This is a genomic window from Collinsella sp. AM41-2BH (assembly GCF_003468085.1).
In the GTDB taxonomy this organism is placed as follows: Bacteria; Actinomycetota; Coriobacteriia; order Coriobacteriales; family Coriobacteriaceae; genus Collinsella.
In genome coordinates this window covers 124,791-150,338 of record NZ_QSGH01000003.1, presented here as the reverse complement: position 1 = coordinate 150,338, position 25,548 = coordinate 124,791, and the positions used below count along the sequence as shown (strand labels likewise).

The 25,548-nt window shown below is 61.4% G+C and carries 23 protein-coding genes; 10 read left to right on the top strand and 13 right to left on the bottom strand.

What is annotated here, in order from left to right; genetic code table 11:
* Positions 1-13: 13 nt before the first annotated feature.
* Entirely contained in the window at positions 14-277 is a 264-nt protein-coding gene (locus DW899_RS02875) for a hypothetical protein (RefSeq protein WP_089573305.1), read from the top strand.
* Between the two features lie 510 nt (positions 278-787).
* Here DW899_RS02875 and DW899_RS02865 read toward each other — a convergent pair.
* From DW899_RS02865 to DW899_RS02845, 5 genes are all read right to left on the bottom strand, one after another.
* On the bottom strand, positions 788-1,489 hold the full coding sequence (locus tag DW899_RS02865; RefSeq protein ID WP_035137222.1) for an ABC transporter ATP-binding protein: 702 nt from the start codon (positions 1,487-1,489) through the stop codon (positions 788-790).
* A 12-nt stretch (positions 1,490-1,501) separates the two neighbouring features.
* Entirely contained in the window at positions 1,502-2,362 is an 861-nt protein-coding gene (locus DW899_RS02860) for an ABC transporter ATP-binding protein (protein WP_089573307.1), read from the bottom strand.
* Positions 2,352-3,431 (bottom strand): branched-chain amino acid ABC transporter permease, encoded by a 1,080-nt coding sequence (locus tag DW899_RS02855; protein ID WP_117640571.1) that lies wholly within the window; start codon positions 3,429-3,431, stop codon positions 2,352-2,354. The genes DW899_RS02860 and DW899_RS02855 overlap by 11 nt, the downstream gene beginning before the upstream one ends.
* Before the next feature lie 9 nt (positions 3,432-3,440).
* Positions 3,441-4,322 carry a branched-chain amino acid ABC transporter permease gene (locus DW899_RS02850; RefSeq protein ID WP_117582912.1) on the bottom strand — a complete coding sequence of 294 codons (882 nt, stop codon included), beginning with the start codon at positions 4,320-4,322 and terminating at the stop codon, positions 3,441-3,443.
* 139 nt (positions 4,323-4,461) lie between these two features.
* Positions 4,462-5,649 (bottom strand): ABC transporter substrate-binding protein, encoded by a 1,188-nt coding sequence (locus tag DW899_RS02845; protein ID WP_117799938.1) that lies wholly within the window; start codon positions 5,647-5,649, stop codon positions 4,462-4,464.
* Positions 5,650-6,148: 499 nt separating this feature from the next.
* Here DW899_RS02845 and DW899_RS02840 point away from each other — a divergent pair, with 499 nt between their 5' ends.
* Both DW899_RS02840 and DW899_RS02835 read left to right on the top strand, forming a co-directional pair.
* Positions 6,149-7,492, top strand: a complete 1,344-nt coding sequence (locus DW899_RS02840; RefSeq protein ID WP_117799937.1) for a homoserine dehydrogenase — start codon at positions 6,149-6,151, stop codon at positions 7,490-7,492.
* A gap of 214 nt (positions 7,493-7,706) precedes the next feature.
* Complete coding sequence (locus DW899_RS02835; RefSeq protein ID WP_117799936.1) at positions 7,707-8,456, top strand: SDR family NAD(P)-dependent oxidoreductase; 750 nt, start codon at positions 7,707-7,709, stop codon at positions 8,454-8,456.
* Between the two features lie 280 nt (positions 8,457-8,736).
* Here the strand turns inward: DW899_RS02835 and DW899_RS02830 are convergent, their stop codons facing one another.
* A complete protein-coding gene (locus DW899_RS02830) occupies positions 8,737-10,299 on the bottom strand; it encodes a cation:proton antiporter (protein ID WP_117799935.1) in 1,563 nt (520 codons plus the stop codon).
* A gap of 184 nt (positions 10,300-10,483) precedes the next feature.
* Here DW899_RS02830 and DW899_RS02825 point away from each other — a divergent pair, with 184 nt between their 5' ends.
* Complete coding sequence (locus tag DW899_RS02825) at positions 10,484-14,230, top strand: phosphoribosylformylglycinamidine synthase (RefSeq protein WP_117799934.1); 3,747 nt, start codon at positions 10,484-10,486, stop codon at positions 14,228-14,230.
* Positions 14,231-14,329: 99 nt separating this feature from the next.
* Complete coding sequence (locus tag DW899_RS02820; RefSeq protein ID WP_117799933.1) at positions 14,330-15,265, top strand: DMT family transporter; 936 nt, start codon at positions 14,330-14,332, stop codon at positions 15,263-15,265.
* Between the two features lie 99 nt (positions 15,266-15,364).
* On the opposite strand, the gene DW899_RS02815 is transcribed toward DW899_RS02820, so the two are convergent.
* The 4 genes from DW899_RS02815 to DW899_RS02800 all read right to left on the bottom strand — a co-directional run bounded on the left by DW899_RS02815 (position 15,365) and on the right by DW899_RS02800 (position 18,840).
* Positions 15,365-16,507, bottom strand: a complete 1,143-nt coding sequence (locus DW899_RS02815; protein ID WP_158566555.1) for a diguanylate cyclase — start codon at positions 16,505-16,507, stop codon at positions 15,365-15,367.
* A 190-nt stretch (positions 16,508-16,697) separates the two neighbouring features.
* Positions 16,698-17,720, bottom strand: coding sequence for a 2-keto-3-deoxygluconate permease (locus DW899_RS02810; protein WP_117799931.1), 1,023 nt, complete (start codon positions 17,718-17,720; stop codon positions 16,698-16,700).
* Between the two features lie 150 nt (positions 17,721-17,870).
* The gene (locus tag DW899_RS02805) at positions 17,871-18,194 is read right to left on the bottom strand and encodes an AzlD domain-containing protein (protein ID WP_117799930.1); all 324 of its coding nucleotides are present in this window, start codon (positions 18,192-18,194) and stop codon (positions 17,871-17,873) included.
* On the bottom strand, positions 18,184-18,840 hold the full coding sequence (locus tag DW899_RS02800; RefSeq protein WP_255413157.1) for an AzlC family ABC transporter permease: 657 nt from the start codon (positions 18,838-18,840) through the stop codon (positions 18,184-18,186). Before DW899_RS02800 ends, DW899_RS02805 begins: the two co-directional genes overlap by 11 nt.
* Positions 18,841-19,002: 162 nt before the next feature.
* On the opposite strand from DW899_RS02800, the gene DW899_RS02795 reads away from it, so the two are divergent.
* The gene (locus DW899_RS02795) at positions 19,003-19,815 is read left to right on the top strand and encodes an HD domain-containing protein (protein ID WP_117776077.1); all 813 of its coding nucleotides are present in this window, start codon (positions 19,003-19,005) and stop codon (positions 19,813-19,815) included.
* Here the strand turns inward: DW899_RS02795 and DW899_RS02790 are convergent.
* The 3 genes from DW899_RS02790 to DW899_RS02780 are packed head-to-tail and all read right to left on the bottom strand — an operon-like array spanning position 19,812 to position 23,437.
* Positions 19,812-21,017, bottom strand: coding sequence for an electron transfer flavoprotein subunit alpha (locus tag DW899_RS02790; protein WP_117629651.1), 1,206 nt, complete (start codon positions 21,015-21,017; stop codon positions 19,812-19,814). The genes DW899_RS02795 and DW899_RS02790 overlap by 4 nt on opposite strands.
* The gene (locus tag DW899_RS02785) at positions 21,018-21,833 is read right to left on the bottom strand and encodes an electron transfer flavoprotein subunit beta/FixA family protein (RefSeq protein ID WP_117563500.1); all 816 of its coding nucleotides are present in this window, start codon (positions 21,831-21,833) and stop codon (positions 21,018-21,020) included.
* Between the two features lie 2 nt (positions 21,834-21,835).
* On the bottom strand, positions 21,836-23,437 hold the full coding sequence (locus tag DW899_RS02780; RefSeq protein ID WP_117799929.1) for an FAD-binding oxidoreductase: 1,602 nt from the start codon (positions 23,435-23,437) through the stop codon (positions 21,836-21,838).
* Between the two features lie 345 nt (positions 23,438-23,782).
* Here DW899_RS02780 and DW899_RS02770 point away from each other — a divergent pair, with 345 nt between their 5' ends.
* The 4 genes from DW899_RS02770 to DW899_RS02755 all read left to right on the top strand — a co-directional run bounded on the left by DW899_RS02770 (position 23,783) and on the right by DW899_RS02755 (position 25,537).
* Positions 23,783-24,079, top strand: coding sequence for a hypothetical protein (locus tag DW899_RS02770; protein WP_089573322.1), 297 nt, complete (start codon positions 23,783-23,785; stop codon positions 24,077-24,079).
* Entirely contained in the window at positions 24,076-24,585 is a 510-nt protein-coding gene (locus DW899_RS02765) for a hypothetical protein (protein ID WP_117629648.1), read from the top strand. The genes DW899_RS02770 and DW899_RS02765 overlap by 4 nt, the downstream gene beginning before the upstream one ends.
* Before the next feature lie 90 nt (positions 24,586-24,675).
* Complete coding sequence (locus DW899_RS02760; RefSeq protein WP_089573324.1) at positions 24,676-25,275, top strand: hypothetical protein; 600 nt, start codon at positions 24,676-24,678, stop codon at positions 25,273-25,275.
* Positions 25,259-25,537, top strand: coding sequence for a hypothetical protein (locus tag DW899_RS02755; RefSeq protein WP_117629647.1), 279 nt, complete (start codon positions 25,259-25,261; stop codon positions 25,535-25,537). Before DW899_RS02760 ends, DW899_RS02755 begins: the two co-directional genes overlap by 17 nt.
* Positions 25,538-25,548: the final 11 nt, after the last annotated feature.

Genomic DNA, 25,548 nt, shown 5'->3' with positions numbered 1-25,548 from the left:
AAGGAGTGCAAACATGTCCAGCGTAAAAAGGATTTACCTTGCCGTAGCGGGTGGGCTTGTTGCCACGGGGCTCGTCCTGGCTGCTATCGGATTTGTGGCCTCCGGCTTTAACCTCGCTGTGCTCAACACGCAGATCGACCTGCGCGATGACACCATCATTCTGGGTGGTGTTGAAATAGACGACCCGACAGGGCTTCCACTCATCGAGCAGCTTGCCGAGGTCGGCGAGATCCATATTGGATCTGCAACGACTGGTTCGTCTTCTCCTCGCAAATGATCGAGCTCGTAGCAGCCGTCCCCCCCTTCGGGCGCACCACGACGGGCATGAGCACGCCGCGCTCGGAGCCTTTTTGCGAGACCTTCCGTCACGCTCTTCCTGCGTGGTGAACCGGTCATCGACCGACGAGAGGCTGATGGGAATCTCTCGACTTCGGGCCAATCCCGCTCACCGATCTGGTCTTCCTTCGTGATGCGCACATAAGCGAGCAGACACCGCGCAGTGCTTCAGCGCGGCCGCACTTCCACGTCTATGACGGAGGTGCCCGGCGGCGTCTTGGCAATCCCCTTGTTTGCAGGCGTTAGCGCGTGGGGATCGCCCACTCGGGGGTCGAGGCCGCCGAGGACGGCGGCGAACCTCGCGGTGTCATTCGACATCGCGAGGTTCCCGGACCATGACCACCTGGCCTCGTACCGCGGCATAGCCCCAAGGGTGAGGAGCTTCGGCACGTCGATCAGGGCGCCCGCGCAGCGTCGGCCGGTCCGCCGTTCGGCAGAACGGCGGAAGTCCCTAGCCGCCCAGGTAAGCCTTGCGGACGTTGTCGTCGTGCAGGAGCTCTTGACCGGTGCCGGTCATGGTGATCTTGCCGGTCTCGAGCACGTAACCGCGTGTGGCGATGGAAAGTGCCATCTGCGCGTTCTGCTCGACCAGGAGCACCGTGGTGCCGGCCTTGTGCAGGTCCTCGACAATCTGGAAGATCTGCTCAATCAGAATCGGCGCCAGGCCCATGGAAGGCTCGTCGAGCATGAGCAGCTTGGGGTTGCTCATAAGGGCGCGGCCCATAACGAGCATCTGCTGCTCGCCGCCCGAAAGGGTGCCGGCGACTTGGCGACGGCGCTCCTTCAGGCGCGGGAACTGCTCGTAGACGCGCTCAAGGCCCGGAGCAACCGTGGACTTGGGCTGCGTGTAGGCGCCCATCTCCAGGTTCTCCTCGACCGTCATCTGCAAAAAGGCGCGACGGCCCTCGGGCACCTGGGCCAGGCCCTTACCAACCAGCTTATCGGCGGGCGTATGAGTAATGTCCTCGCCCATAAACTTGATGGAGCCGGTCTTGGAGCGCAGCAGGCCCGAGACGGTCTTGAGCGTTGTGGACTTGCCGGCACCGTTCGCACCGATCAGAGCCACGATCTCGCCCTCGTTGACGTTAAAGGAGATGTCCTTGATGGCGTGGATGGCGCCGTACCAGACGTTGATGTTGTAGACGGAAAGCATCGGCTCTGCCATTTAGTTCTCCCCCTTATCCTGCTTGCCCAGATATGCCTCGATAACGGCGTCGTTGTTCTGGATTTCCTCTGCCGTGCCCTTGGCGATGACCTTACCAAAGTTGAGTACGCAGATACCCTCGCAAATATTCATGACGAGCGACATGTCGTGCTCGATAAGCATGATGGCGATGCCAAAGGTGTCGCGAATCTTAACGATGTTCTCCATGAGCTCCGCGGTCTCGGACGGGTTCATGCCGGCGGCAGGCTCGTCGAGCAGCAGCAGCTTGGGGTTGGTGGCAAGCGCGCGGACGATCTCCAGGCGGCGCTGAGCGCCGTAAGGCAGCGAGCCGGCCTGTTCGTTTGCCAGATGCTCCATATCAAAGATGGAGAGCAGCTCCATGGCACGCTCATGGGCGGCCTTCTCGTGCTTCCAGTACGTCGGCAGGCGCAGCACGCCCTCAAAACCGGAATAGCGCTCCTGGTTGTGCAGACCGACCTTGACGTTGTCCTCCACCGTCATGGTGTTGAACAGGCGGATGTTCTGGAACGTACGGGCAATGCCCATGCGGTTGACCTGGTAGACCGACTTGCCCGAGGTGTCCTCACCGTCGAGCAGGATGGTGCCGTGCGTGGGCTGATACACCTTGGTGAGCAGGTTGAAGACCGTGGTCTTTCCGGCACCGTTGGGGCCGATCAGACCGGCGATCTCGGTCTTGCCGATAGTCAGGCTAAAGTCGTCGACTGCCTTAAGGCCACCGAACTCAATGCCCAGGTGGATGCACTCGAGTGCCGGGCGCTGGCCCAGATCGCGATCGGGAACGATGGCGCCAGAAGGATACGGGACCATCTTACCCTTGTTGAACTCAAATTTACTGGGCATCGGCTGCCACCTCCTTCTTGGAAGCAAAGCGGTCCTTAATGCGTGCGAAGAACGCCTTGAGCTGCGGGTTGTTGGTAAAGATCATGACCAGGATCAACACGATGGCGTAGATGAGCATGCGGTAGTCCGAGAACTGACGGAGCAGCTCGGGAAGCACCGTGAGCAACGCCGCCGCGATGACGGAACCGCGCATGTTGCCCAGGCCGCCCAGGACCACGAACACCAGAATGAGGATCGACGTGTTGAAGTCGAACTTGGTGGCGGAGAGCTGCGAGAAGTTACCGCCGAAGAGAGCTCCGGCAGCACCGGCGAGGGCAGCGGAAACCACGAAGGCGATCATGCGGTACTCGGTGACGGAGATGCCTACGGACTCGGCTGCAATCTTGTTATCGCGCACGGCCATGATGGCACGGCCGGTACGGCTGCGAACCAGGTTGAGTACAATCACGAGCGCGACCATAACCAGGATGGCGCCGGCAAGGAAGGTCGAATAGGTCGACACGCCCGATGCGCCCTGGGCACCCTTGATGATGGCGGTGCCGTCCTCAAGCAGGTGCAGGTCGTCGATCGTAGAGTTGCCCGTGATGTTAAAGATCACGTGCAGACCGCGGGAATCGACGCCCACAATGAGGCAGGTGACGATCTCTTTGATGATCTCGCCAAAGGCCAGCGTCACGATAGCCAGGTAATCGCCGCTCAGGCGAAGGACCGGGATGCCGATCAAGAAGCCCAGGATGGCGGCAGCGATAGCGCCGACCACAATGCTGATGATCAGGCGCATCGGATCGGACGGAACGGCGCTCTCCAGCGCGACGGCGGTAACGATGCCCGTATAGGCGCCGACACTCATAAAGCCCGCGTGGCCCAGCGACAAGTCGCCCGCAATACCGACGACGAGGTTGAGCGAGATGGCCATAACGATGTAGGCCGTGATGGGAACCAGCTGACCGGCGATCATGCGCGGGATCATATGGTTGGACTGCATAAAGAACACGATGGCGAATGCCACGATGCACATGGCGTACGTGACAAAGTCGTGACGCGTCTGCTTGTCTTTAAGGAACTTCATAACGCTCACCTACACCTTCTCGGGGACGTACTTGCCCAAGAGGCCGGCAGGCTTGACGAGCAGGACGATAATCAAAACACCAAAGACGATGGAGTTGGCAAGGCTCGTGGAAATGTAAGCCTGAGCCATCGCCTCGATGATGCCGATGAGAATACCGCCGACAAAGGCACCGGGGATGGAGCCGATGCCGCCGAAAACGGCAGCGTCGAAGGCCTTGATGCCAGGCATGGCGCCCGTGGTGGGCTGCAACACCGGCGAGTAGGAGCACAGGAGCACGCCGGCGATGGCGGCAAGGGCAGAGCCGATGGCAAACGTCATCGAGATGGTGCGGTTGACGTTGATGCCCATGAGCTGAGCGGCGGCCTTGTCCTCGGACACGGCGCGCATGGCCTTGCCCATCTTGGTCTTACCTGTAAAGAACATCAGGCCGGCCATGATAACCAGGCAGGCGACGATGGTGACGAGCGAGACGGCGCTTACGTTAAACTTGGCCAAGAACTCCGGCACCTGGAAGGTGACGAGCGAAGTAAAGTTCTTGGGCGTGGCGCCCCACAGGAGCTGCGCGGCGTTCTGCAGGAAGTAGGACACGCCGATGGCCGTGATCAGAACGGCCAGCGGGCCCGCCTGACGCAGCGGCTTGTATGCCAGACCCTCGATGAGAACACCGAGAACCGTGCAGACCACACAAGAGAGAATTACAGATGCCCAGCCCGGGAGGCCGAGATACGACGTGGCGCAGAACGAGACATAGGCACCGACCATGATGACGTCGCCGTGAGCGAAGTTGAGCATCTTGGCGATACCGTAGACCATGGTGTAGCCCAACGCGATGATGGCGTAGACGCTGCCCATGGACAGGCCGTTGACCAGGTATTGGATAAAGACCGTCATGTTCCACATCCCCCTTTCGAATAGGTTTCCAGTTGATGTATGAAACAGGGACGTTACATCGTCCCTAGATACCAAGCAAGCAGGGAAGGCCAAAACCTCCCCTGCTTGGGATCAAAACCGCTCTATGTAAGGCGGCCTATTAGGCCTGTACGTACTTGCCGTCGGTAATGACGTACGCCGTCGGGTCCTTCTGGACCTGACCCTTGTCGTTCCAGGAGAGCTTGCCAGTCAGGCCGTCAACAGTAATCTTGAGCATAGCCTCGGGAAGCTTCTCGGCAACCTCGGTGGGGTCGGCGTCGACGCCCAGGCCGGCCTCCTTAAGAGCCTCGGCCACCGCGTGCACGCCGTCGTAGGCGTCGGCGGCAAACTGGTCGGGGGTATCGCCGTACTTATCCTTGTAAGCGTTAACGAAGTCGGCGTTCTTCTCGTCGTCGGCGGAGAACGGGGTCATGAGCAGCAGACCCTCGGCAAGAGAGGTGTCGAAACCCTCAACGCCCAGGATGCCGTCCATGCCATCGCAGCCCATCATCTTGACGTCGTAGCCCATGTCCTTGGCGTTCTTGAGCAGGACGGACGCCGGGGTGTAGTAGATCGGCGCAAAGATCATGGTGGCGCCGGCCTGCTTGGCCTTGGTCAGCTGGTTGGTAAAGCTCGTGGCGGAGTCGTCCTTAAAGGTCTCCTCGTCAACAACCTCGAGCTTGGACTCAGCGGCCTGGGCCTTAAAGGAATCTGCGACACCCGCAGAATAAGCGTCGCCGGAGTTATAGAACAGCACGAACTTCTCGTCCGCATACTTCTGCGCCAGGAACTTGGCAGCGTTGACGCCTTGGTTGGGGTCGGTAAAGCATACCTGGAAGACGCAATCCTTGCCGTCGGTGACATCCTCAGAGGACGCGGACGGGGTGATCATGAACGTCTTGGGGTCGTTACCGCACTCTGCGGCAACGGCAACCGACGCACCCGTGGTGGTCGGGCCGACGAGGGCCTGCATGCCCCAGTCGAGCAGGGTATTCAAGGCGTTGACGGCCTTCTCGCCGTCGGCCTGGTCGTCCTCGGCCTTGCTGGCAAGCGGCAGCTCCTTGGTGGAGAAGTCCTTGCAGCCAAGCTCGACGCCCTGGGTAACGGACTTGCCGTAGGACGCGTTGGCGCCGGTCAGCGGGCCGATGGTGCCGATCTTAAACGAAGCGTCGCCCGAAGCGGAACCGCTGTCGCCGCCGTTGGAGGAGCAGCCAGCTAGAATGGACATCGCCCCCAGACCTGCTGCGCTCGCGATAACGCTCCTGCGATTCATAACAGGGTTCAATGACTTACCGGTGAGGCTCGACATGCGGCTCTCCTCTCAAATCTCGTCGGGTTTTGGCTGCCCGACAGGCCATCCTTCGCCGTGTTCGGCGTTCGCAAAATAGTAGACGCTTTAGTTAGGAAAAGTGGCGATTATTTCAACTTTTCTTTGGATTTGTTCATTTATCCATAGTTCTGCGTATTCCTACTACTTTATGCAGTAATGCCACTTTATTATGTAAAAGTAATGTTTCCATTCTGTTACAAGCGTTCCCCGCTCTCAATAAACATGGTGTCCCCCCTTTTTTCGCTGGCCGCGACGCGTCCGTCTTGCGGTACAGGGCAAACCTTATGGCGCAAACGTTGACAATTTTGTTACGGGAGTTCGTTTGTAGCGAGCGTGTTTCCAATATTTCCGCAGCGTTTCGGGGGTAGCGTTTTGCACAGCTCCGGCTGCCTGGCAAGCACGCGCCCGCACTTCACGCTAGAATGCACTCAACCTATAAGCAGTTAATTCATCCACAAGATGCACGAAGGAGCTATCTATGAGCGAATCCCTGCGCACCGTGAACGTCGGTCTGATCGGTCTGGGAACCGTCGGCGGCGGCGTGGCCCGTCTGATCAAGAGCCACCACGATGAGTACCTGGCAGCCTACGGCATCGACCTTAAGCTGACCCGCGCCTGCGCGCTTGCCTGGGAGCAGGCCGAGGCGGCAGGCATTGAGCGCGAGGCCTTCACGAGTGACTGGCACGACGTCGTCACCGACCCCGCCGTCGACATCGTCGTCGAGCTGATCGGCGGCGAGCATCCCGCAACCGAGATCTTCACCACCGCCTTCGAGAACGGCAAGCACGTCGTCTCTGCCAACAAGGCCCTGCTGGGCCGTCACGTCGAGACGCTCGCCGAAAAGGCGCGCGCGTGCGGCGTGCAGATTAAGTGCGAGGCCAGCTGCGGCGGTGGCATCCCCATTGTCAGCACGCTCGAGCACGACCTAGTGGGCAACAAGATCCTGACCATCGCCGGCATCCTCAACGGAACCACCAACTACATCCTGTCGCGCATGGACGCCGAGGGCGCCGATTACGCCGATGTGCTCGCCGACGCACAGGCCAAGGGCTATGCCGAGGCCGACCCGTCCGCAGACGTCGACGGCTTCGACGCCGCCAGCAAGACGGCAATCCTCGCCTCCATCGGCTTTGGCACCCGCGTGACCACCGACGATGTGTACCAGCAGGGTATCCGCACCATCGGCGCCGAGGACATCACCCAGGCCCGCGAGCTCGGCTACACCATTAAGCTGCTGGGCATCGCCCGCAACACCGACGCCGGCGTCGACGTCCGCGTGCATCCCACGCTGATCCCCGCCGACCACATGCTCGCCAAGGTCAACGGCGCCATGAACGCTGTCTACGTGGTAGGCGACGCCGTGGGCGAGACCATGTTCTACGGTGCCGGCGCAGGCTCCTTCCCCACCGCGAGCGCCGTCGTGGGCGATATCCTGTCGCTCTCCGAGCAGATCAGCCGCGGCGTGGCTCCGCTGCCCGAGATTGAGCCCTATGGCCACAACCTCGCCTTTAAGCCCATGGACGAGCTCCAGACCAAGTACTATGTGCGCCTGAAGGTCGCCGACCGCGTGGGCGCCCTGTCCGAGACGGTCGATATCTTTGCCAAGCACAACATCTCGATCTCGCTCATCAACCAGGTCGAGGACGGCAAGTCGGGCGTCAGCGATGCCTGCTCGGTCATCTTCCTGACGCACCGCGCGCTCGAGAAGGACGTCCAGGCTGCCGCCGCCGAGCTTGCCAGCGTCGACTGCGTGGCCGAGGTCGCCAACGTCCTGCGCATCGAGGACGTCGAGGCTTGGACCGAAGGCGTCATGGCCAACTAACCCAACGCTCGCCCAGCAATACGCACTTTGAGGGCTTCCGTCCGACGTGGGACGGGAGCCCTTTTGTCACCTGCCCTAAGCACAACGGCAGAGCATATTTGCGCGAGCCGCTCATCGGTAACGCGGGCTACCGTTCACCGATATGCAAACGCGACCGATTCCGGCTACCGCTACGCTGTACTGCGTATATCCGCCCGCAAAGAGAGGAAGCACCATGTTGCTCGAGGGCAAGAAAGCGATCATCACCGGAGGCACGCGCGGTATCGGCTATGCCATCGCCTGCCGTTTTATCGAGGAAGGTGCTGCCGTCACCGTCTTTGGCTCGCGCCAGGAGACTGCCGACGCTGCCGTTGAGAAACTGACGACCGCTTATCCCGAGGCCAAGGTCTGGGGCCGCTCCTGCGACCTCACCTCGCTCGAGGCCGTAACCGAGGCCTTTACCCAGGCTGCCGCCGATATGGGCGGCCTGGACACGGTCGTCAACAATGCCGGCATCTCCCAGCGTTCTCCCCTTTTGGACTACACGGCCGAGGAGTTTGCAAAGGTCATGGACCTCAACGTCGTCGCCGTCTTTAACGGCCACCAGGCTGCCGCCAAGATCATGGCCGAGGCCGGCCACGGCGGCACCATCACCACCACGAGCTCGATGGTCGCCAAGTATGGCCAGCCCTCCGGCGTCGGCTATCCCACGTCCAAGTTTGCCGTCAACGGCATGGTCCAGTCGCTCTCGCGCGAACTCGCCCCCATGGGCATCCGCGTCAATGCCGTCGCGCCTGGCGTAACCAAGACCGATATGGTCGCCAACCTGCCCGAAGAGGTTATTAAGCCCATCATCGCCACCATTCCGCTGGGTCGCATGGGCGAGCCCGAGGATGTCGCCAACGCCTTTGTTTTCCTGGCGAGCGACATGTCCTCCTATGTTACGGGTGCCGTGCTCCCCGTCGACGGAGCCGCCCGCTCCTAAAGGTCGCAAGCCACGACTTCAAACCTCAACGAGGCCCAACGCAAAAGGCGCGCTGCCTGCATCAACCGCAGGCAGCGCGCCTTGCTCTGTTTATAGGGGAAACTGCGTCCCGGTATTTCAGCTCAGAACGGGGCGCAGTTTCCCTCAGGCCCATCTTTCGGAAACTACGTCCCATTCTGGGCGCGGATTCTGGGACACGCTTTCCGAAACGGTCCCCTCGCGGAAACCGCATCCCACTCTGGGCGCCAATTCCGGGATGCATTTTCCGCGGCGACGTTGGCTACCTGCCGTCGTCGTCCTGGGCTTCATCGCGGGCGTAGAGCTCCAGCATGCGGCGGCGGTACTCATGAACGGCGAGCTTGGCGCGCTCTAGGCGGCGACGCTCGCGCGCAGTCAGCTTGGACGGGTCGATCTCATCGCCATAGGTTTTCTCGGCCAGCAAATGGGCGGCATCGACAATACGGGCATCGATGCGTTCGCTCGCCGCTTCGGCCGAAAGGCGGTCAGCAATGGAATCAATCGTGGGCATACCGTCGAGCGAGCGACCATGTCCATGCGACGTCAATAGCTCGTGCTCGCGGGCGAGAAGACTTGCAAGGTCGTGATGGGCGCGCAGGATATTGAGCGCATCGGAAGGATGCTCGGCAACCTCCGCCACGGCGGCGACCGGCGCGGCATCGACCACGCGGTAGAAGAGCTGCGCGAGCAGTGGCATCAGGAACACCGTGATGGCACCGGCCGCCACCATAACCGAAGCAACGCCCTGCGATAATGCGCCGGCATTGACAGCGACGCTCGTCACGGCGACGATAATCGGCAGCGCCGTGGTGCAGTAGAGCGCTACGGTAATGCGGCCGTGGGCAGAAACATCGCGCGTCTTAGGGCAGATGCTCATGGAGACGACAATGGGCACGGCGCGGATAACCAGCAACGCCACGATAAAGCCCACGAGCAGGCCAGGGCGCGATGCTACAGCCGTCAGGTCGATCTTGGCACCCGACACGGTAAAGAACACCGGGATTAAAAAGCCATAGGCAAGGCCATCGAGTTTAAGCTCGAGCGTATGGTTGCCCTCGGGGATGATATAGCGCAGGACAAAGCCCGCGGCAAAAGCGCCCAACACGATATCGAGGCTAAAAATGGCGGAAAACGCCACGAGCGTGACCAGGATGAGCACTGTGAGGCGCACGAACGTCTGAGAAGTCGTATCGGCGCGCTCCTGAATAAAGGCAAAGAAGCGGCTGCCGATACGCTTGGAGCGGCTGGGGACCACGGCAAGCAGCACGCACACCACGGCGAACAGTCCCAAGATCAACAGCGTCTCGACACCCGTACGGGCGGACAGCAGCACCGACATGGCGAGCACGGGCCCGAGCTCGCCCCACGTACCATAGGCAAGAATCGAATCGCCGACGCGCGTCCCGGCAAGCGACCGCTCGCGCAAGATGGGCATGAGCGCCCCAAGCGCCGTCGAGGTCAACGCCAGCGTCACGGCGATGCCATCAAAATGACTGACCGAGAACCACGGGGTAAAGCGCACGGCAAGCCAGGCGATGCCAAACGTGACGACCCACGTCGCCATGCCGTAACGCCCCTCGATGCCCGTGATGTTCTTGGGATCGATCTCAAAACCGGCAAGCAGGAACAAAAAGGCCAGGCCGAGCTCGGACACGAGCGAGACCTCGGCATCCACATGGATAATGCCGAGCATATGAGGTCCCAGCACCGCGCCAAACACGAGCAAAAAGACCGTCTCGGGAACGGGTTTTCCGGGAATCGCCGAGGCGATGAAGGGGCTTGCAAAGGCCACGAGTGCGATGATGGCGAGCGAAACAAATGCCATGTGATGCCTTTCTCTTGTTTGCGCTCCACTGTAGCACCCTCGCCGTCCTCAACGCGCCACGAGCTGTCGTATCATAGTGAGGTTTAAAAGTATGTGGCTCAAGGCGACCGCGAGGCTTGCCCCGCAAACCGACCGCTGCCGCATACCGCACCGTACGCCCAACCGATCAGGAAGGCAGGAACCAATGGTCTCTCGTATCTACGTGGAGAAGAAACCCGGGTTCGACGTCGAGGCTCAGCAGCTCAAGGACGAGCTGACCGAGATTCTCGGCATCAAGGGCATCGAGGCCCTGAGGATCATCAACCGCTACGACGTCGAGGGCATCGATGAGGAGCTGTTCCGCTCCTGCGTGCCGACCGTCTTTAGCGAGCCCCAGGTCGATGTGACCTACAACGAGCTCCCCGCAAGCGACGGCGCCGTCTTTGCCGTCGAATTCCTGCCTGGCCAGTTTGACCAGCGCGCCGACTCCGCCAGCGAGTGCGTGCAGCCCATCAGCCAGGGCGAGCGCCCCGCCGTACGCTCCGCCAAGGTCTATATAATCTCGGGCGCCCTGGACGAGGCCGCCATCGAGGCCATCAAGCACTACGTGGTGAACCCCGTCGAGGCGCGCATCGCCTCGCTCGACCTGCCCGAGACGCTGTACATGGAGACCCCCGAGCCTGCGCCCGTCGAGGTGCTTGACGGCTTCCGCGAGCTCGACGAGGCCGGTCTTGCCGCCTTTATCTCCGATCGCGGTCTTGCCATGGACGAGGCGGACATCGCCTTCTGCCAGCAGTACTTCCGCGATGAAGATCGCGACCCCACCATCACCGAGATCCGCGTGATCGACACCTATTGGTCCGACCACTGCCGCCACACCACCTTCGGTACCGTCCTGGATGACGTGACGATCGACGACGCCGTGGTGCAGCAGGCCTTCGACCGCTACATGGAGATGCGCCACGAGCTCGGTCGTGACGCCAAGCCCGTCTGCCTCATGGATATGGGCACCATCGGCGCCAAGTACCTTAAGAAGACCGGTGTCATGACCGATGTCGACGAATCCGAGGAGATCAACGCCTGCACCGTCAAGGTAAAAGTCGATGTCGACGGCGAGGACCAGGACTGGCTGTTCCTCTTTAAGAATGAGACCCACAACCACCCGACCGAGATCGAGCCCTTCGGCGGTGCCGCCACCTGCGTGGGCGGTGCCATCCGCGACCCGCTCTCGGGCCGCAGCTACGTGTACCAGGCCATGCGCGTCACCGGCGCCGGCGACCCCACCGTCCCGGTTTCCGAGACGCTCGAGGGCAAGCTGCCGCAGCGCAAGCTCGTGACCACTGCCGCCGCCGGCTACTCCAGCTACGGCAACCAGATCGGCCTTGCCACCGGCCAGGTCAACGAGCTCTATCACCCCGGCTATGTGGCCAAGCGCATGGAGGTCGGCGCCGTCGTGGGCGCCACCCCGGCAAACCACGTGCGTCGCGAGTGCCCCGCCCCCACCGACAAGATCATCCTGCTGGGCGGCCGCACCGGCCGCGACGGCATCGGCGGCGCCACCGGCTCCTCCAAAACCCAGAACACCGAGTCCATCGAAACCTCGGGCGCCGAGGTCCAGAAGGGCAACGCCCCAGTCGAGCGCAAGCTGCAGCGTCTGTTCCGCCGCGGCGACGCCTGCCGTCTGATCAAGCGCTGCAACGACTTTGGCGCCGGCGGCGTCTCGGTCGCCGTGGGCGAGCTTGCCGACGGCCTGTACGTGGACCTGGACACCGTGACTAAGAAGTACGACGGCCTGGACGGCACCGAGCTCGCTATCTCCGAGTCCCAGGAGCGTATGGCCTGCGCCGTCGCCGACGGTGACGTCGATGAGTTCATGGGTTACGCCGCCGAGGAGAACCTGGAGGCAACCGTTATCGCCGAGGTTACCGCCGAGCCGCGCATGCGCATGGCCTGGAACGGCGTCGCCATCGTCGACCTGTCCCGCGAGTTCCTCAACTCCAACGGTGCGCCCAAGCACCAGGTCGCCCACGTGTGCGCCCGCAGCGTGTGGCAGCCCAGCTGGGCCGGCACCACGCTTGCCGAGCGTATGACCTCGCTGGTCACCGACCTCAACGTCGCCTCCAACAAGGGCCTTTCCGAGCGCTTCGACTCCACCATCGGCGCCGCGACCGTGCTCATGCCCTTTGGCGGCAAGACGCAACTCACCCCCAGCTCGGCTATGGTTGCCAAGTTCCCCGTGGACGGCGAGACCACCACGGCGAGCGCTATGGCATGGGGCTTCAACCCCTACCTGATGGAGGCCGACCAGTTTGCGGGCGCCTACCTGTCCGTGGTTGAGTCCATCGCCAAGCTCGTGGCTGCCGGCTTTGAGCACAAGCGTGCCTATCTCTCCTTCCAGGAGTACTTCGAGCGTCTGCGCACCGAGGCCGAGCGCTGGGGCAAGCCCATGGCAGCCGTCCTGGGCGCCCTTATGGCCCAGGTCGATCTGGGTGCCGGTGCCATCGGCGGCAAGGACTCTATGAGCGGCTCGTTTGAGGACGAGGCCGGTGAGCTCAACGTTCCGCCGACCCTGATCAGCTTCGCTGTGGCCGTGGGCAAGGCCGCCCGTGCCGTCTCGCCCGAGTTCAAGGGTCTGACGCATCGCGTCGTGCGCATCGCCCCCGCCACCTATGGTGAGGACTACCGCCCCGACGCTCAGCAGCTGCTCGCCGCGTTTGACGCCGTCGAGGCGCTCACCGCCAACGGCGACGCCCTGGCCGTCTCCACGCCCGGCTACGGCTGCGGCGCCGAGAGCCTCTTTAAGATGTGCGTCGGCAACCAGATCGGCATCGAGCTTGCCGAGGACGTGGACGTGGAGAGCCTCTTCACCCCGCTCTACGGCAGCTTTATCGTCGAGCTCGCCGAGGACGCCGAGCTGCCCGAGGTCGCCGACGGCGTTGTCGTCGAGCCCCTGGGTACCACCGTCGAGGGCTATGTCATCGACACCGGCTCCGAAGTCATCGAGCTCGCTGAGCTCCAGGAGGCCTGGGAGAGCGGCATCGAGGGCGTCTTCGCCTACCGCAGCACCGGCGAGACCGCCGAGGTCGAGACCATCGACTTCCGCGCCAAGGATATCCACGTGTACGGCGGCGCCAAGATCGCCCGCCCGCGCGTAATCATCCCCGTGTTCCCCGGCAACAACTGCGAGTACGACAGCGCCCGCGCCTTCCGTGCCGCCGGTGCCGAGGCCGACACCTTCGTGATCAACAACCTCACGCCCGAGGCCGTCGCCGAGAGCACCCACGAGCTCGCCCGCCGCATCCGTGCAAGCCAGATCGTCATGATCCCCGGTGGCTTCTCGGGCGGTGACGAGCCCGATGGCTCCGCCAAGTTCATCACGGCGTTCTTCCGCGCTCCCGAGGTCACCGAGGCAGTCCGCGACCTGCTCAAGGCCCGCGACGGCCTGATGCTGGGCATCTGCAACGGCTTCCAGGCTCTGGTCAAGCTCGGCCTGGTGCCCTACGGCGACATCGTCGACGCCACGCCCGATGCGCCCACGCTGACGTTCAACACCATCGGTCGCCATCAGAGCCGCCTGGTGCGCACCCGCATCTCGTCCAACCTGTCCCCGTGGCTGTCGCAGTGCAGCCTCGACGACCCCTACACCGTCGCCATCAGCCACGGCGAGGGCCGCTTTGTCGCCGACGACGAGGTGCTCGCCCAGCTGATCGCCAACGGCCAGGTCGCCACGCAGTACGTGGGCGAGGACGGCAAGCCGAGCATGGACCTTTCCATCAACCCCAACGGCTCCGCACTCGCCATCGAGGGCATCACGAGCCCCGACGGCCGCGTCCTGGGCAAGATGGGCCATGCCGAGCGTCGCGGCGACAACCTGTACCGCAACGTGCCCGAGCATGTCCCCGGCGATAAGTTCATGCCGATCTTTGAGAGCGGCGTAGCCTACTTCGCCTAAACCTTTCCCATCGGGTACAATCCCCTCGGGTAACAACACCCGCCACCGACACATCCGGTGGCGGGTTCTTTTTTGCTTCGCGCATGTAGGAAGGACATCATGGAAAGCCGCAAGCCGTATCTCGCCACCCTGCCCGGACTCATCCTGGGCTGTCTTGTTTGCTGTGCACTCTGGGGATCGGCCTTTCCCTGCATCAAGATCGGCTACGCACTCTTTGGGATCCCGGCGCACGATAGCGCCTCGCAGCTACTCTTTGCAGGTTTGCGCTTCACGCTTGCCGGCATCCTGGTTATCGTCGGTATGAGCACAGCTCAGCGCCGCCCGCTCGTCCCACAGGTACGCGATATCAAGCCCATCTGCATCCTGTCACTCTTCCAGACTATCGGGCAGTACTTCTTTTTCTACCTGGGACTCTCGCGCGCCAGTGCCATGTCGAGCTCCATCATCGAGGCCAGCGCCAACTTCCTCGCAATCCTCTTTGCCGCCCTGGCGTTTCGCACCGAAAAGCTCAGTACGGCCAAGGTGCTCGGCTGTGCACTGGGCTTTGCCGGCGTCGCGCTCGTCAACCTTTCGGGCGCGGACGGCACCTTTGGCTTTACGCTCGACGGCGAGGGCTTTATCCTGGCCTCCACCGTCGCGGGTGCCCTGTCGACCTGCCTGATCGGCATCTTCTCGCGCGAGCACGACGGTGTCTTGCTTGCCGGGTGGCAGTTCTTGGTCGGCGGCCTGGTCCTCACCGCCATCGGGTTTTTGATGGGCGGCGCGCTCTCCCCCACCGCGATCATCCCCGCCATCGCGCTCATTATCTATATGGCACTCATCTCCGCCGTCGCGTACTCGCTATGGTCGCGCCTGCTTGCCGTCAACCCCGTCAGCCGTGTGTCGGTCTTTGGCTTTATGAATCCAGTCTTTGGCGTACTGTTGAGCGCTCTGCTGCTCGGCGAGGGCGCTGGCACGAGCCCTGTTACCGTACTTGTTGCCCTGCTGTTGGTCTGCGGCGGCATCATCATCGTCAACAGGCCCAAAAAGGCCTAGCGAGCTCACCTTTTTAGGGAGGATGTTCGCACACTTTAGCTTAATGGAGTACATCGGAGAGCCGAGGGCCGCCATGCACGCAAGCTTGCACCCCTTTATCTAGCGTATCTGGATGCCAGCTTTCTTTTTCTCGGCCTTGACACGGTAGAGCTCCGCATCGGCAGCGCGAAGCAAGTCTTGCCAGGTATCGACGCCATCACCAACCCGTGCGTAGCCGATGGACATCCGCAACAGATACGGAACCTCGGCGCGCGCGAGCTCATCGTTGATTGTCGCGCACAGATGCATGATATCCTGTTCCGCCACTGCCTTTTGGAGCACCACGAACTCATCGCCACCATAACGTGCGATAAAGCCGCCAGACGCCGAGCAGACTTCTTTGAGCGCAGCGGATATGACCTGAAGAGCGTGGTCGCCCTCCACATGCCCATAGCGATCGTTAATCTGCTTAAAGCCGTCGCCGTCCATCATAAGCAGATATACATCTTCGGCCTGATCCACATTTGAGAAGAGCGACAGCATATAGGTCTCAAAACGGTTGCGATTGTTAAGTCCAGTCAACGGGTCGGTCGAGATGAGCTGCTCCTGGTAGATGATGTAGAGCAGCAACATGCTAATCATTATGCCGACACAAAGGCCGGGCACCGAGTATACGACCTGAAAGGTACCGCCCACCAGGGCCGGAATGGCGAAAAATGCCAAGGTTCGATAGATGGCCTTCGTCTGCAGGCTCTCGACCCTGCGAGATTGCACAAATGCATGCAGGGACGTATGTATAACGTAACAGTAGCTGACGATGGGCTGGATCATATAGGCAAAGCCGCGACGATACACGCCCTGCGAATCGATATAGAACAGGGCGTGCGTCCAGTAACTGGTAAACGCCAGCACGACCACCAGAGCCGTAGGCAACGCTACAAGCACCACCCTATAGCGCGAGGTCAAAAGGCGAGAACCCTGCACCGTCTCGGAATAGATAAACCAAATGAGACACGCGATAGCAAAGAGCGAAAACGAAACCGCGTTGGAAATCCAGTTGGCAGCAATGCCCAACGTGCCGTCCACACCGTCCGAAAGCGTCCAGATCATATCGAATAATATGTACGCGGCAGAGGTGTAGCCAAGCATGCTAAACAATAGCTGCTGGGTGCTCGAGAACAAGGAGCGACGACTTCGCACGGCAAGCCCGATAAGAACAATCATGCATAGCACGAATATCTCAATCTTAAGTGCCTTAACCACTAGCGCCATCCCTTCAATACCCAAGTGGTCAGAATCGCCCAATTCGAATCAGGGCAATAAACACCCCTTTACTCCGCAGGGGTAAAGGGGATAATAGCAGAGCGCCCGAACATCACTGCAAAACAGTTTCTGTTCGGGCGCCCATACGGCGCGAATTGCACACGCCGGCATCATTGATAGGTATCGATTGCTACTCGCCATCGATGTCAGTCGCGACGGCTTCCTCGATGGCCTCGACACCGACAGGCGACAAATCCTCCTTGCCTTGGCAGAACTTCTTGTCGACCCAGCCAGTCAGAATCGGAGCCATGACCGCCGTGATGATAACGGCGGTGGCGATCTGAGCGTACGCGGTGGGCGCAAGCTCGGCGTAGCGCGGTGCGACCTCGGCGAGGGCAACCGGTGTGGTCATAGCCGTGCCGGCAATGGTGGAGCAAGCCACAGCGGCCTTGCCATTGCCGCCGCACAGACGCTCGAACGCAAAGGTGATGGGACCGACGACAAACAGCGTGACAAGGCCCAGCAAGATGCCGGAAATACCGCCGGTGATAAAGCTCGACAGGCTCATGGACGCACCGAGCTGAAATCCGATGACGGCAATCGCGGGATTGGCACCGGGAACCAGCAGGTTCTTGATAAACGGGAACAGGTTGCCCAGAACCATGCCGATAACGAGTGGCAAGATGGAGCCGATAATGGTGCCAATGGGAATGTTGGCGAGGCCGGAAACACCGAGGATGATCATCGTGACGGCGGGGCCGGCCGTAAAGAACAGGATACCGACGGCGCCCTGCTCAGACTCATCGCCGAACTCGCCCATGATGCCCGTATAGAGCGCCATGTTGCAAAACGTGATGCCGCCGATGATAGACACGGAGCTCAGACCCAGGAAGTTGTCGTTAAAGAAATATGCCACGCCCAGGCCGAGAGCCGCTGCGACGACCAGCTTGGGAATCAGCACGACGATGCCGGTCTTGATAGCGCCCGGCGTGGACTTAAAGCTGATGCCGGCGCCCACAAACAGCAGGATCGCGGCGACGATGGTATTGGAGCCACCGCGGCAGGCAGCCGTAAAGAATCCGCCGATCTCAAAAACCTGCGGGCAGAAGGTGTTGAGCAAAAGACCGACGATCATCGGATAGATCATGATGTCGCCCGGGATGCGCGGGACCTTGAATTTCTTTTGCTCGTTGGCGGTCGCTTCCTGTGCCATGAAACCCCCATTTCCGCTGACGGGGTACAAAAGCCCACGTCACGCTTTGCTACAGTAAAGTTTGACCATGGTACCAGAAGAAATAGACCAGCTCGGTGAAAAATTCGACAAGTTGGGATGGAACGAGATTCGGCGCCCGCGACGCCACCCCTATATAAGGCTCAAGACGATATAGAGTACGATGCCCGAGACGCAGCACCAAAGCATCGATTTTGTCTTGACCGCCACGGCCACGACGCCGGCAGCCGCAATCCAGGGAACCAAGGCAGGCCAGGGTCCCGCGTCGAACGCGCCGGGGCTCGCCAAGTCGTTGGCGACCAGCGCGGCAAAGGCAGCGGGCGGGATATAACCCAGGGCCTCGGTAATGCGGGGCGACAGCGTTCTCCCGCGCAAGGCAAACGCCGGCGCGATGCGAAAGAACGCGATAGCAGCCCACGACGACAGCCACAGAACCAAGAACTCGTTAACGGGCATCGCGGGCACCTCTTCCGTCAAATACAGCATCGCACGCCAACGCAATGGCAATGCCGGCCACGACGCTTGCCGGCACGGCAATATTCGTGAGGCCCAAGAACTTGCATACGGCGACGGACACCGCGCCCGAAACCGCCGCGACAACGTTGCCGCGCGACAGCCGCTGCGAAAAGAGCAGGCAGATAAAGAGCGAGGTGCAGACAAAGGCTGCAATGGCGGTGGGAACATCGACAACGGCGCCGACGATGGCGCCCATCGTACACGAAACGCCCCATGTTGCGATAAGGATCACGTTGAGCACGAAGGACTCGCGCGGGCCCCAATCCTCCCCTTCAACCAACTTGGCAAGCGAGATGCCATATGCCTCCTCGGTAAGTGTCGCGGCAACAGCCAGCGTCTGACGCTTCGAGGCACCCGTCAGATGCGGCGCGATCGATGCCGAGTAAAGCGCAAAGCGCGAGGAGATGGCAGCAACGCTCGCGACGATCGATGCTGCAGGCACGCCCGCCAGCCAAAGATTGCAGATCATAAACTGGCCGCTGCCCGTCACAAACGTGCTGCTCAGAGCAAAGACCATCCAGGGCTCCATTCCCGTCTGCCCCATGATCATTCCGCACGGCGCGCCTATTGCAATATAGGTAAGCATCACTGGCCAGACGATTTTAAAGATCCTAAGGACCATGCCACTCCCATTCTGGTAAGTCGTCTGCAGCGCGCCTTGCAACGCAGCAGAAATATCAACCGGTGGCAATAAAGTTCACCTACAATTGCCACCGGATCGAAAGACACAACTTTTTAGGAAGTCATTATGACAGCTATCGATCGAGACCGGGCGCGCGCGGCCTTCAAAAGCTACACCGATGCCTACGACGCCACCAACCCACGCATCGCGCTCAAAATCGAGCATACGTACCACGTGGCCGAGGCATGCGATGCCGTAGCGCGCGAGCAGGGCTGGTCGTCAGAAGATATTGACCTGGCATGGCTTTGCGGCCTGCTACACGATATGGGCCGCTTTGAGCAGTTGCGGCACTGGGACACCTTTAAGGACGCCGAGAGCATGAGCCATGCAGCGCTGGGCATCGAGGTCCTCTTTGGCGAGAATCCCGCCGATGCACCCGCCGTAACGAGCATCCGCGACTTTATCGATGACCCGGCAGAGGACGAACTGATCCGCGCGAGCATCGCCCACCACAGTGATTTTCGCCTGCCCACGGAACTCGACACCCGTACACGGAGCTTCTGCGAGATCGTGCGCGATGGCGACAAGATCGACATTATGCGCACCATCGCCGACAGCACCGTCGACACCATCCTCAAGGTGGATGAGGACACGTTTCTCGCCAGCCACTTCTCGACACCGGCGCTTACCGCCTTTGACGAGCACCGCTGCGTCGCACGCGATGAGCGCGATGAGCCCGCAGACTACCTGGTGGGACTCATCTGCTTTATGTTTGAGCTCGTCTATCCAGCGAGCCGCGCGCTGGCGCGCAAACAGGGCGATATCCACCGCCTGCTCGACGCGCCCTTTGGCATTACGCGGCCCTTTACCGACCCCGCCACGCAGGCAACCTGGAGCCGCCTAAAGGACGAGATGCGCGACTGGCTGACGCGCGCTTAGCGCTCAAGCTGAGCCAGCAGCTCCTCGACGATCTCAACGGCATCGCCGACGACCTTGTACTGGGCGGCACCAAAGATGGGGGCATCCGGGTCCTCATTGATGGCGACAATGCACTCCGCCCCACCGATGCCGGCGAGATGCTGGATAGCGCCCGAGACACCGATGCTCACGAGGAGCTTGGGCGAGACCGATACACCCGTCTGGCCAATTTGGTGGCGATACTCCAACCAGCCTGCCTCCACAATGGGACGCGTGCAACCAAGCTCGGCACCCAGGGCATCGGCGAGCTTTCGCATCAGGGGCAGATTCTTCTTGGAGCCGATGCCGCGGCCCACCACGACCAGACGCTCGGCATCGGCAATTGAGGCCTGCTGTCCCCACTCCTCGGCGGGAATCGAGATCTCGACGCGGGCCTTAACGTCATCCGCAAGCACTACCTGGGTAATCGTGCCGGAGCGGCTATAGTCAAACTCGGGCGCCTTAAAGATGCCGGGGCGCACCGTTGCCATCTGAGGACGGTGGTTGGGGCAGATAATGGTGGCCATCAGGTTGCCGCCAAACGCCGGGCGCGTCTGCTGCAGCAGACCCGTCTCCGTATCCATAGAAAGCACCGTGCAATCGGCCGTAAGACCCGTCTGCAAGCGCACGGCCACACCGGGCGCCAGCTCGCGACCAAAGGCGGTCGCGCCGTACAGAATGGCCTCGGGCTTGCGCTCGGCTACCAAATCGCAGATCAAGCGAGCGTAGACCTCCGCGTCGTTCTGACGCAGGCGCTCGTCACGACAGACCAGAACTTCGTCCGCACCGGCGCAAATCAGATGCTCCAGGTCCCCGAGTGAGCCCTCGGGGCTCATGCCGACCAGTGCCACCAGACGGCAGCCGCGGGCATCGGCAAGCTCGCGCCCCTTGCCCATGAGCTCGAAGGCCACGGATGCAACGGCATCGTGCTCGTCAGTCTGCACGAAGATCCAGATGTCTCGATATGCGTCAAGGTCTGCCGCGCCGGCGGCCTCGTCGCGCTCAATCGAGATGGCGTTGACGGGGCAGGCGTCGACGCACCCACCGCACAGGATACAGCCGTCGGTTACGCGGGCACAGCGATTGGGGCGCTCACCCTCCACCACAATGCCGCCCGAGGCGCAGGCGCGAACGCAGCGACCGCAGCCGATACAGGCTTCGCTATCGATAATCAGCCCGCTCATCTATGCCATCCCCTCAATAATCTTGGCAAGTTTTACCGCCTGCTCGGACGCCGTTCCCTCAACGGCCTCGCACGTTTGGTCACGGTCGGGCACAAACGAGCGCACGACCTGCGTCGGTGATCCGGCAAGGCCGCAACGCGAGGGATCGGCGTTTACGTCGGCAGCGCTGGCCACACGCACGTCTGCATCCTCGGCCGCGCGAATACCGGCAATACTCGGCATGCGCAGCTGGCCAATCTCCTTGGCGGTCGTCATCGCACACGGCATCTCCAGGTACACCGTCTCCTCGCCGGCATCGCAGCCGTGAACGAGCGCCAGCGAGCCACACGTCGTAAATCCCGCGCTCTGCACACAGCTCACGTCGGTCACGCAGGGGACCCCAAAGGCGCCGGCCAGCTCGGGGCCGATCTGGGCCGTATCGCCGTCCACTGCCATCTTGCCGCAGATGAGCAGGTCAAAGTCCTCATCGAGTGCCTCGATGCCGCATTTGAGGGCATAGGTGGTGGCTAGGGTATCGGCGCCCGCAAAGGCGCGATCGGTCAGCAGCAGCGCGTCGTCGGCACCGCGGGCGATGCAGTCGCGCAGCAGCGATTCGGTCGCGGGGATGCCCATCGACACCACCGTCACACGCACGTCCATGCCAAAGCCGATAAAGTCGTCCTTCAGCGCTAGCGCACATTCGAGGGCACTTGCATCGAAGGGATTAACGACCGCCTGCTTGCCATCACGCACGATAGTATTGGTCTTGGGGTCCATCTTGACCTCGGTGCTTCCGGGCACCGCCTTGACGCACACCACCATATGGAAATCACTCATCTTCACGCGCCCCCTTTCTGGACGAGTTCATCCAAGAGCTTCTCCGTAAACAGGTTGCCGCGACCCAGCTGGCCGGCAGGATCAAGCTGGAGTTTGAGACGCGCCGACTCGACCATGGCCTCGTGGCCGTACATCGTCTCCAAGAAGCCCGCCTTGATCTTGCCGACGCCGTGTTCGGCAGAAACGGCACCGCCCATGGCCGTGACCTCGGAAGCCCACTGGGCAAAGAGCTCTCCACCACGACGGTAGTCTTGCGCATCGCGCGGCAGGATGTTCACATGCAGATGGTTGTTCCCGATGTGTCCCCAGGCAGCAGACTCAAGCCCGCTTTCGGCCAGCGTGCGGCGATAGAGGGCCACGACATCGGCAAGGCGTGCATTGGGCACCGACATATCCGATCCCAGCTTGGTAATGGTGGGGTCGGTGCGGCGACGCTCGTCAATGAGCATGTTGACGCTCTCGGGCACCGCGTGGCGGAAGAACCGCTGGCACTCGCGATCGACTTCGTTGCGGGCGACCCATGTCGCATCGTCGCGGCCGCCCGCAAGCTCCAGCACCCATCCCAAGTGGTACAGCTCCTCGGTCGCCTGCGCCTCGTCATCGCAGTCGAGCTCCACGTAGACACAGACCTTTGCCTCGTCGTCGAGCGCCGGCAGCGAGGCAAACGCTGTCGACTGCTCGCGCTGGCGACGCAGGATATCCAGGGCGCCAGCATCGAAATACTCAATAGCGGCGGCATGGGACAGCACGGGACGCACGGAATCGGTAAAGGACACGGCCTTGTCTTCGCTATCGAAAAAGCAACTCACACCCCATACGACCGAAGGTGCCGCCTGCAGGGCGATCTCGAGCTCGGTAATGACGCCGAGCGTGCCGCACGCACCGATAAAAAGATCGATGGCGTCCATATCGTCCGCAACAAAATACCCCGAGGCATTTTTGGTCTTGGGCATGGTGTAGTCAGGAAGATCAAGCTCGAATGTATGACCCTCTGCCGTCACGAGCGACAGGTGGCGGCCCTGGGCAAAAGCCTCGCCGCGCTGAAGCTCAAGCAAATCGCCATCAGCCAGCGCGACGTGGAGTCCCGTGATATGCGGGCGCATGGGGCCGTAAGCGTAGCTGCGGGCGCCGGAGGCGTTGCATGCCGCCATGCCACCCAGACAGGCAGATGCCTCGGTGGGATCGGTGGGAAAGAACTGCTCGGGGGACTCTTGGAACTCCTCGTAGGCCTCAAGCGATACCTGGTCCCAACCAGCGGTCGGCAGTACCTTCTTGCTCAGCTGCTTACGCAGCTCCGAGAGCACAACGCCCGGCTCCACGCGCAGCAGAAATTGGCCTTGTTCATCGCGGCGAAGGCCCAAGTAGCGATTCATACGGGAAGTATTGAGGATATGCCCACCGTGGGGCACGGCACCGGCGGCAAGGCCGGTTCGGGCGCCCTGAACCGTTACCGGGACACGCTCGGCATGGAGCGTTTCCAAAATGGCACGGACCTCGTCTTCCGTTGTCGGAAACGAGATGCTCGATGCTTCGCCCGATGCACGAGATTCATCGCGGCCATACTCTTCGAACTCATCGGTGAAGGGTTTAATGGTTGCAGACACGCGAACTCCCCCTTTAGCTAACTACAGTGTTTGCAGGGAGATGTTACCGCATCGTTTCGTCGACGTGTTCGAGACCGTCTCCATAATTGGCGATTTTTACGTTTGTGCAATTCGGCGAACGGCAAGGCTTCCTCGGCAGACGATGCTTTTGACACATATCGCCCCGCCGTCGCCGACCGCTCGATTGTCGCTCGAAAAAAGTTGAAGTAATTTTTCCACCTTTTACCTGCGGAGATGTCAAACCGTCAAGCATTTGGTCAGAAATTGGTCAAGTAGCGGCTGATACGGTCGGCGTCGACAGCCAAAACCGATAGAAGTTTTGGCCCCAGAAGCAGGGAGGTTCCCATGGCATATTACTGGCCCCAGTACGGCGTCGCCATCGAGGTCGACGACGATCCCTATCTCCTGCCTTTCGACGAAGAGGCGTTCCCCGATACGGCGGTCTACCACGTCACCACCGATGTTATCTGCGACCCCGAGTCGTTCTCGGCGCTCGCCCACCACATCGCGCGTATCCACGACATCGAGCTCCCTCACGACTTTGACGAGCTCATCTACTCGCGCCGCCTGATGCTTCACATGCTCTTTGGAGCGGACCCGTCCACGTTCGCACGTGTCTACACCACCAAGGACGCCGCATGAGTGCGAAGAAGCCGCCCCGCCTCGCAGGACTGGGGCGTCGCAAGAAACTCGTCGTTGTCTGCCTGGCTATCGCCTGCGCCCTCATCGCCGTAGGGCTATACGCCTGGCAGTCGCAGCCCGTGCCCGAAGCGGGCGCCTCAGTCACGACGGCAGAGGGTAAATCGCGACAAGAAATCCAAGATGAGCTCGATGCCATCGTCCGCGACAACATGATGACGATTTCGGTCGCGCCGGTCGCTCAGCTACAGGAGGACGGCAAGCTGCGCGTCAACGTGCAAAACGTCCAAGACAATAAATTTCCCCAGCGATTCCGCGTCATCCAAAACGACGAGACCATGTACGAATCCGGTGTGGTCGAGACCGGCAAGACAATCGAGACGTGCCCCGCCGGCGACATCAAAGAAGGCGAGGCATACATCGAGATCCAGGCACTCGATGCCAAGACCCTCGACAGCCACGGCAATCCGACACGTGTCAAGGTACGGGTTGAGCAAGCCGAGAACTAGCTTTTTCGGCCGACGCGACACCGCACGCAATTCACCAGCATTCGTCCAATCATCGCGGGGACGGCCCGCGGCGAATAGAAAGGAACGACCATGGACATCACCAGGAACATGAACGGAGCCAGAGCGCTCGTCGTGGGCGCAGGGCTCGCGCTCGCGCTCGCAATGGGCGCCGCCCCGACGCCAGCTCTGGCAGCCGGGCGCGTTGGAACCACGAAAGTAATGGTCAGGACCGAGATCGACAACGTAGAGTTCAAAGTTCCGACGGTTATTCCCTTCGTCGCCAAGGCCGACGGCACGCTTCAGGGCCCCTCAGAAGACGCGACCACCATCGACAATCATTCGGCCTACGGCATCCATGTCACCAACATGAAGATCGACGCCATGAACACCTGGACCATTGCCGCCGACGCCAAGGCCGGAACCGCGCAGAATTCCATCGACTTTAAGGTCGGCCCCGACGGCGCACTCCAGAACGCCAGCGCCGCAATGCAGGAGACGGGCCTCGATCTTTCCAAGAATGCAGCCTTCGACATGGGCTACCAGGGCATTGCCGGCGGCACGGACAAAATTAAGCTCAAGACAAGCGGAAACGTCGCCCGCGTCACGCGCGACATCTTCCGCGTAACCGGCGAAGGCGATCAGGTTGCAACGATCACCTGGACGGTCGAGCCCGGTGCGCACACGGCATAAGGCCGTCGCCCTGGCCGCCGTCAGTATCCTAGCGTTTGGGCCAGCCATGGCCTTTGCCCAGCAAGAACAGGCGCAGGCCGCCACGCAAGTGACGGTCGACCTCTCGGAGCTCGACCGCGGCAACTGCAAGGAACCGTTGGCACAGACAGACGACAGACGATGGCTCTTGGCAGCAGGCGCCACGGCAGCAGGTGCGGGAACCGCCGGCCTCGGTCTGCACATCAAACGCAGCCAGAAACGAAACACGGACAGGCCGCACTAAATTAGCTAAGG

What these genes read in the sequence shown, in the direction of transcription:
- DW899_RS02760 (WP_089573324.1), top strand. Translation starts at nt 24,676, where the DNA reads ATGGACATCACCAGGAACATGAACGGAGCCAGAGCGCTCGTCGTGGGC.
- DW899_RS02875 (WP_089573305.1), top strand. Translation starts at nt 14, where the DNA reads ATGTCCAGCGTAAAAAGGATTTACCTTGCCGTAGCGGGTGGGCTTGTT.
- DW899_RS02820 (WP_117799933.1), top strand. Translation starts at nt 14,330, where the DNA reads ATGGAAAGCCGCAAGCCGTATCTCGCCACCCTGCCCGGACTCATCCTG.
- DW899_RS02840 (WP_117799937.1), top strand. Translation starts at nt 6,149, where the DNA reads ATGAGCGAATCCCTGCGCACCGTGAACGTCGGTCTGATCGGTCTGGGA.
- DW899_RS02800 (WP_255413157.1), bottom strand. Translation starts at nt 18,840, where the DNA reads ATGCTTACCTATATTGCAATAGGCGCGCCGTGCGGAATGATCATGGGG.
- DW899_RS02805 (WP_117799930.1), bottom strand. Translation starts at nt 18,194, where the DNA reads ATGCCCGTTAACGAGTTCTTGGTTCTGTGGCTGTCGTCGTGGGCTGCT.
- DW899_RS02850 (WP_117582912.1), bottom strand. Translation starts at nt 4,322, where the DNA reads ATGACGGTCTTTATCCAATACCTGGTCAACGGCCTGTCCATGGGCAGC.
- DW899_RS02830 (WP_117799935.1), bottom strand. Translation starts at nt 10,299, where the DNA reads ATGGCATTTGTTTCGCTCGCCATCATCGCACTCGTGGCCTTTGCAAGC.
- DW899_RS02860 (WP_089573307.1), bottom strand. Translation starts at nt 2,362, where the DNA reads ATGCCCAGTAAATTTGAGTTCAACAAGGGTAAGATGGTCCCGTATCCT.
- DW899_RS02835 (WP_117799936.1), top strand. Translation starts at nt 7,707, where the DNA reads ATGTTGCTCGAGGGCAAGAAAGCGATCATCACCGGAGGCACGCGCGGT.
- DW899_RS02855 (WP_117640571.1), bottom strand. Translation starts at nt 3,431, where the DNA reads ATGAAGTTCCTTAAAGACAAGCAGACGCGTCACGACTTTGTCACGTAC.
- DW899_RS02845 (WP_117799938.1), bottom strand. Translation starts at nt 5,649, where the DNA reads ATGTCGAGCCTCACCGGTAAGTCATTGAACCCTGTTATGAATCGCAGG.
- DW899_RS02785 (WP_117563500.1), bottom strand. Translation starts at nt 21,833, where the DNA reads ATGAGTGATTTCCATATGGTGGTGTGCGTCAAGGCGGTGCCCGGAAGC.
- DW899_RS02765 (WP_117629648.1), top strand. Translation starts at nt 24,076, where the DNA reads ATGAGTGCGAAGAAGCCGCCCCGCCTCGCAGGACTGGGGCGTCGCAAG.
- DW899_RS02790 (WP_117629651.1), bottom strand. Translation starts at nt 21,017, where the DNA reads ATGAGCGGGCTGATTATCGATAGCGAAGCCTGTATCGGCTGCGGTCGC.
- DW899_RS02865 (WP_035137222.1), bottom strand. Translation starts at nt 1,489, where the DNA reads ATGCTTTCCGTCTACAACATCAACGTCTGGTACGGCGCCATCCACGCC.
- DW899_RS02825 (WP_117799934.1), top strand. Translation starts at nt 10,484, where the DNA reads ATGGTCTCTCGTATCTACGTGGAGAAGAAACCCGGGTTCGACGTCGAG.
- DW899_RS02810 (WP_117799931.1), bottom strand. Translation starts at nt 17,720, where the DNA reads ATGGCACAGGAAGCGACCGCCAACGAGCAAAAGAAATTCAAGGTCCCG.
- DW899_RS02770 (WP_089573322.1), top strand. Translation starts at nt 23,783, where the DNA reads ATGGCATATTACTGGCCCCAGTACGGCGTCGCCATCGAGGTCGACGAC.
- DW899_RS02795 (WP_117776077.1), top strand. Translation starts at nt 19,003, where the DNA reads ATGACAGCTATCGATCGAGACCGGGCGCGCGCGGCCTTCAAAAGCTAC.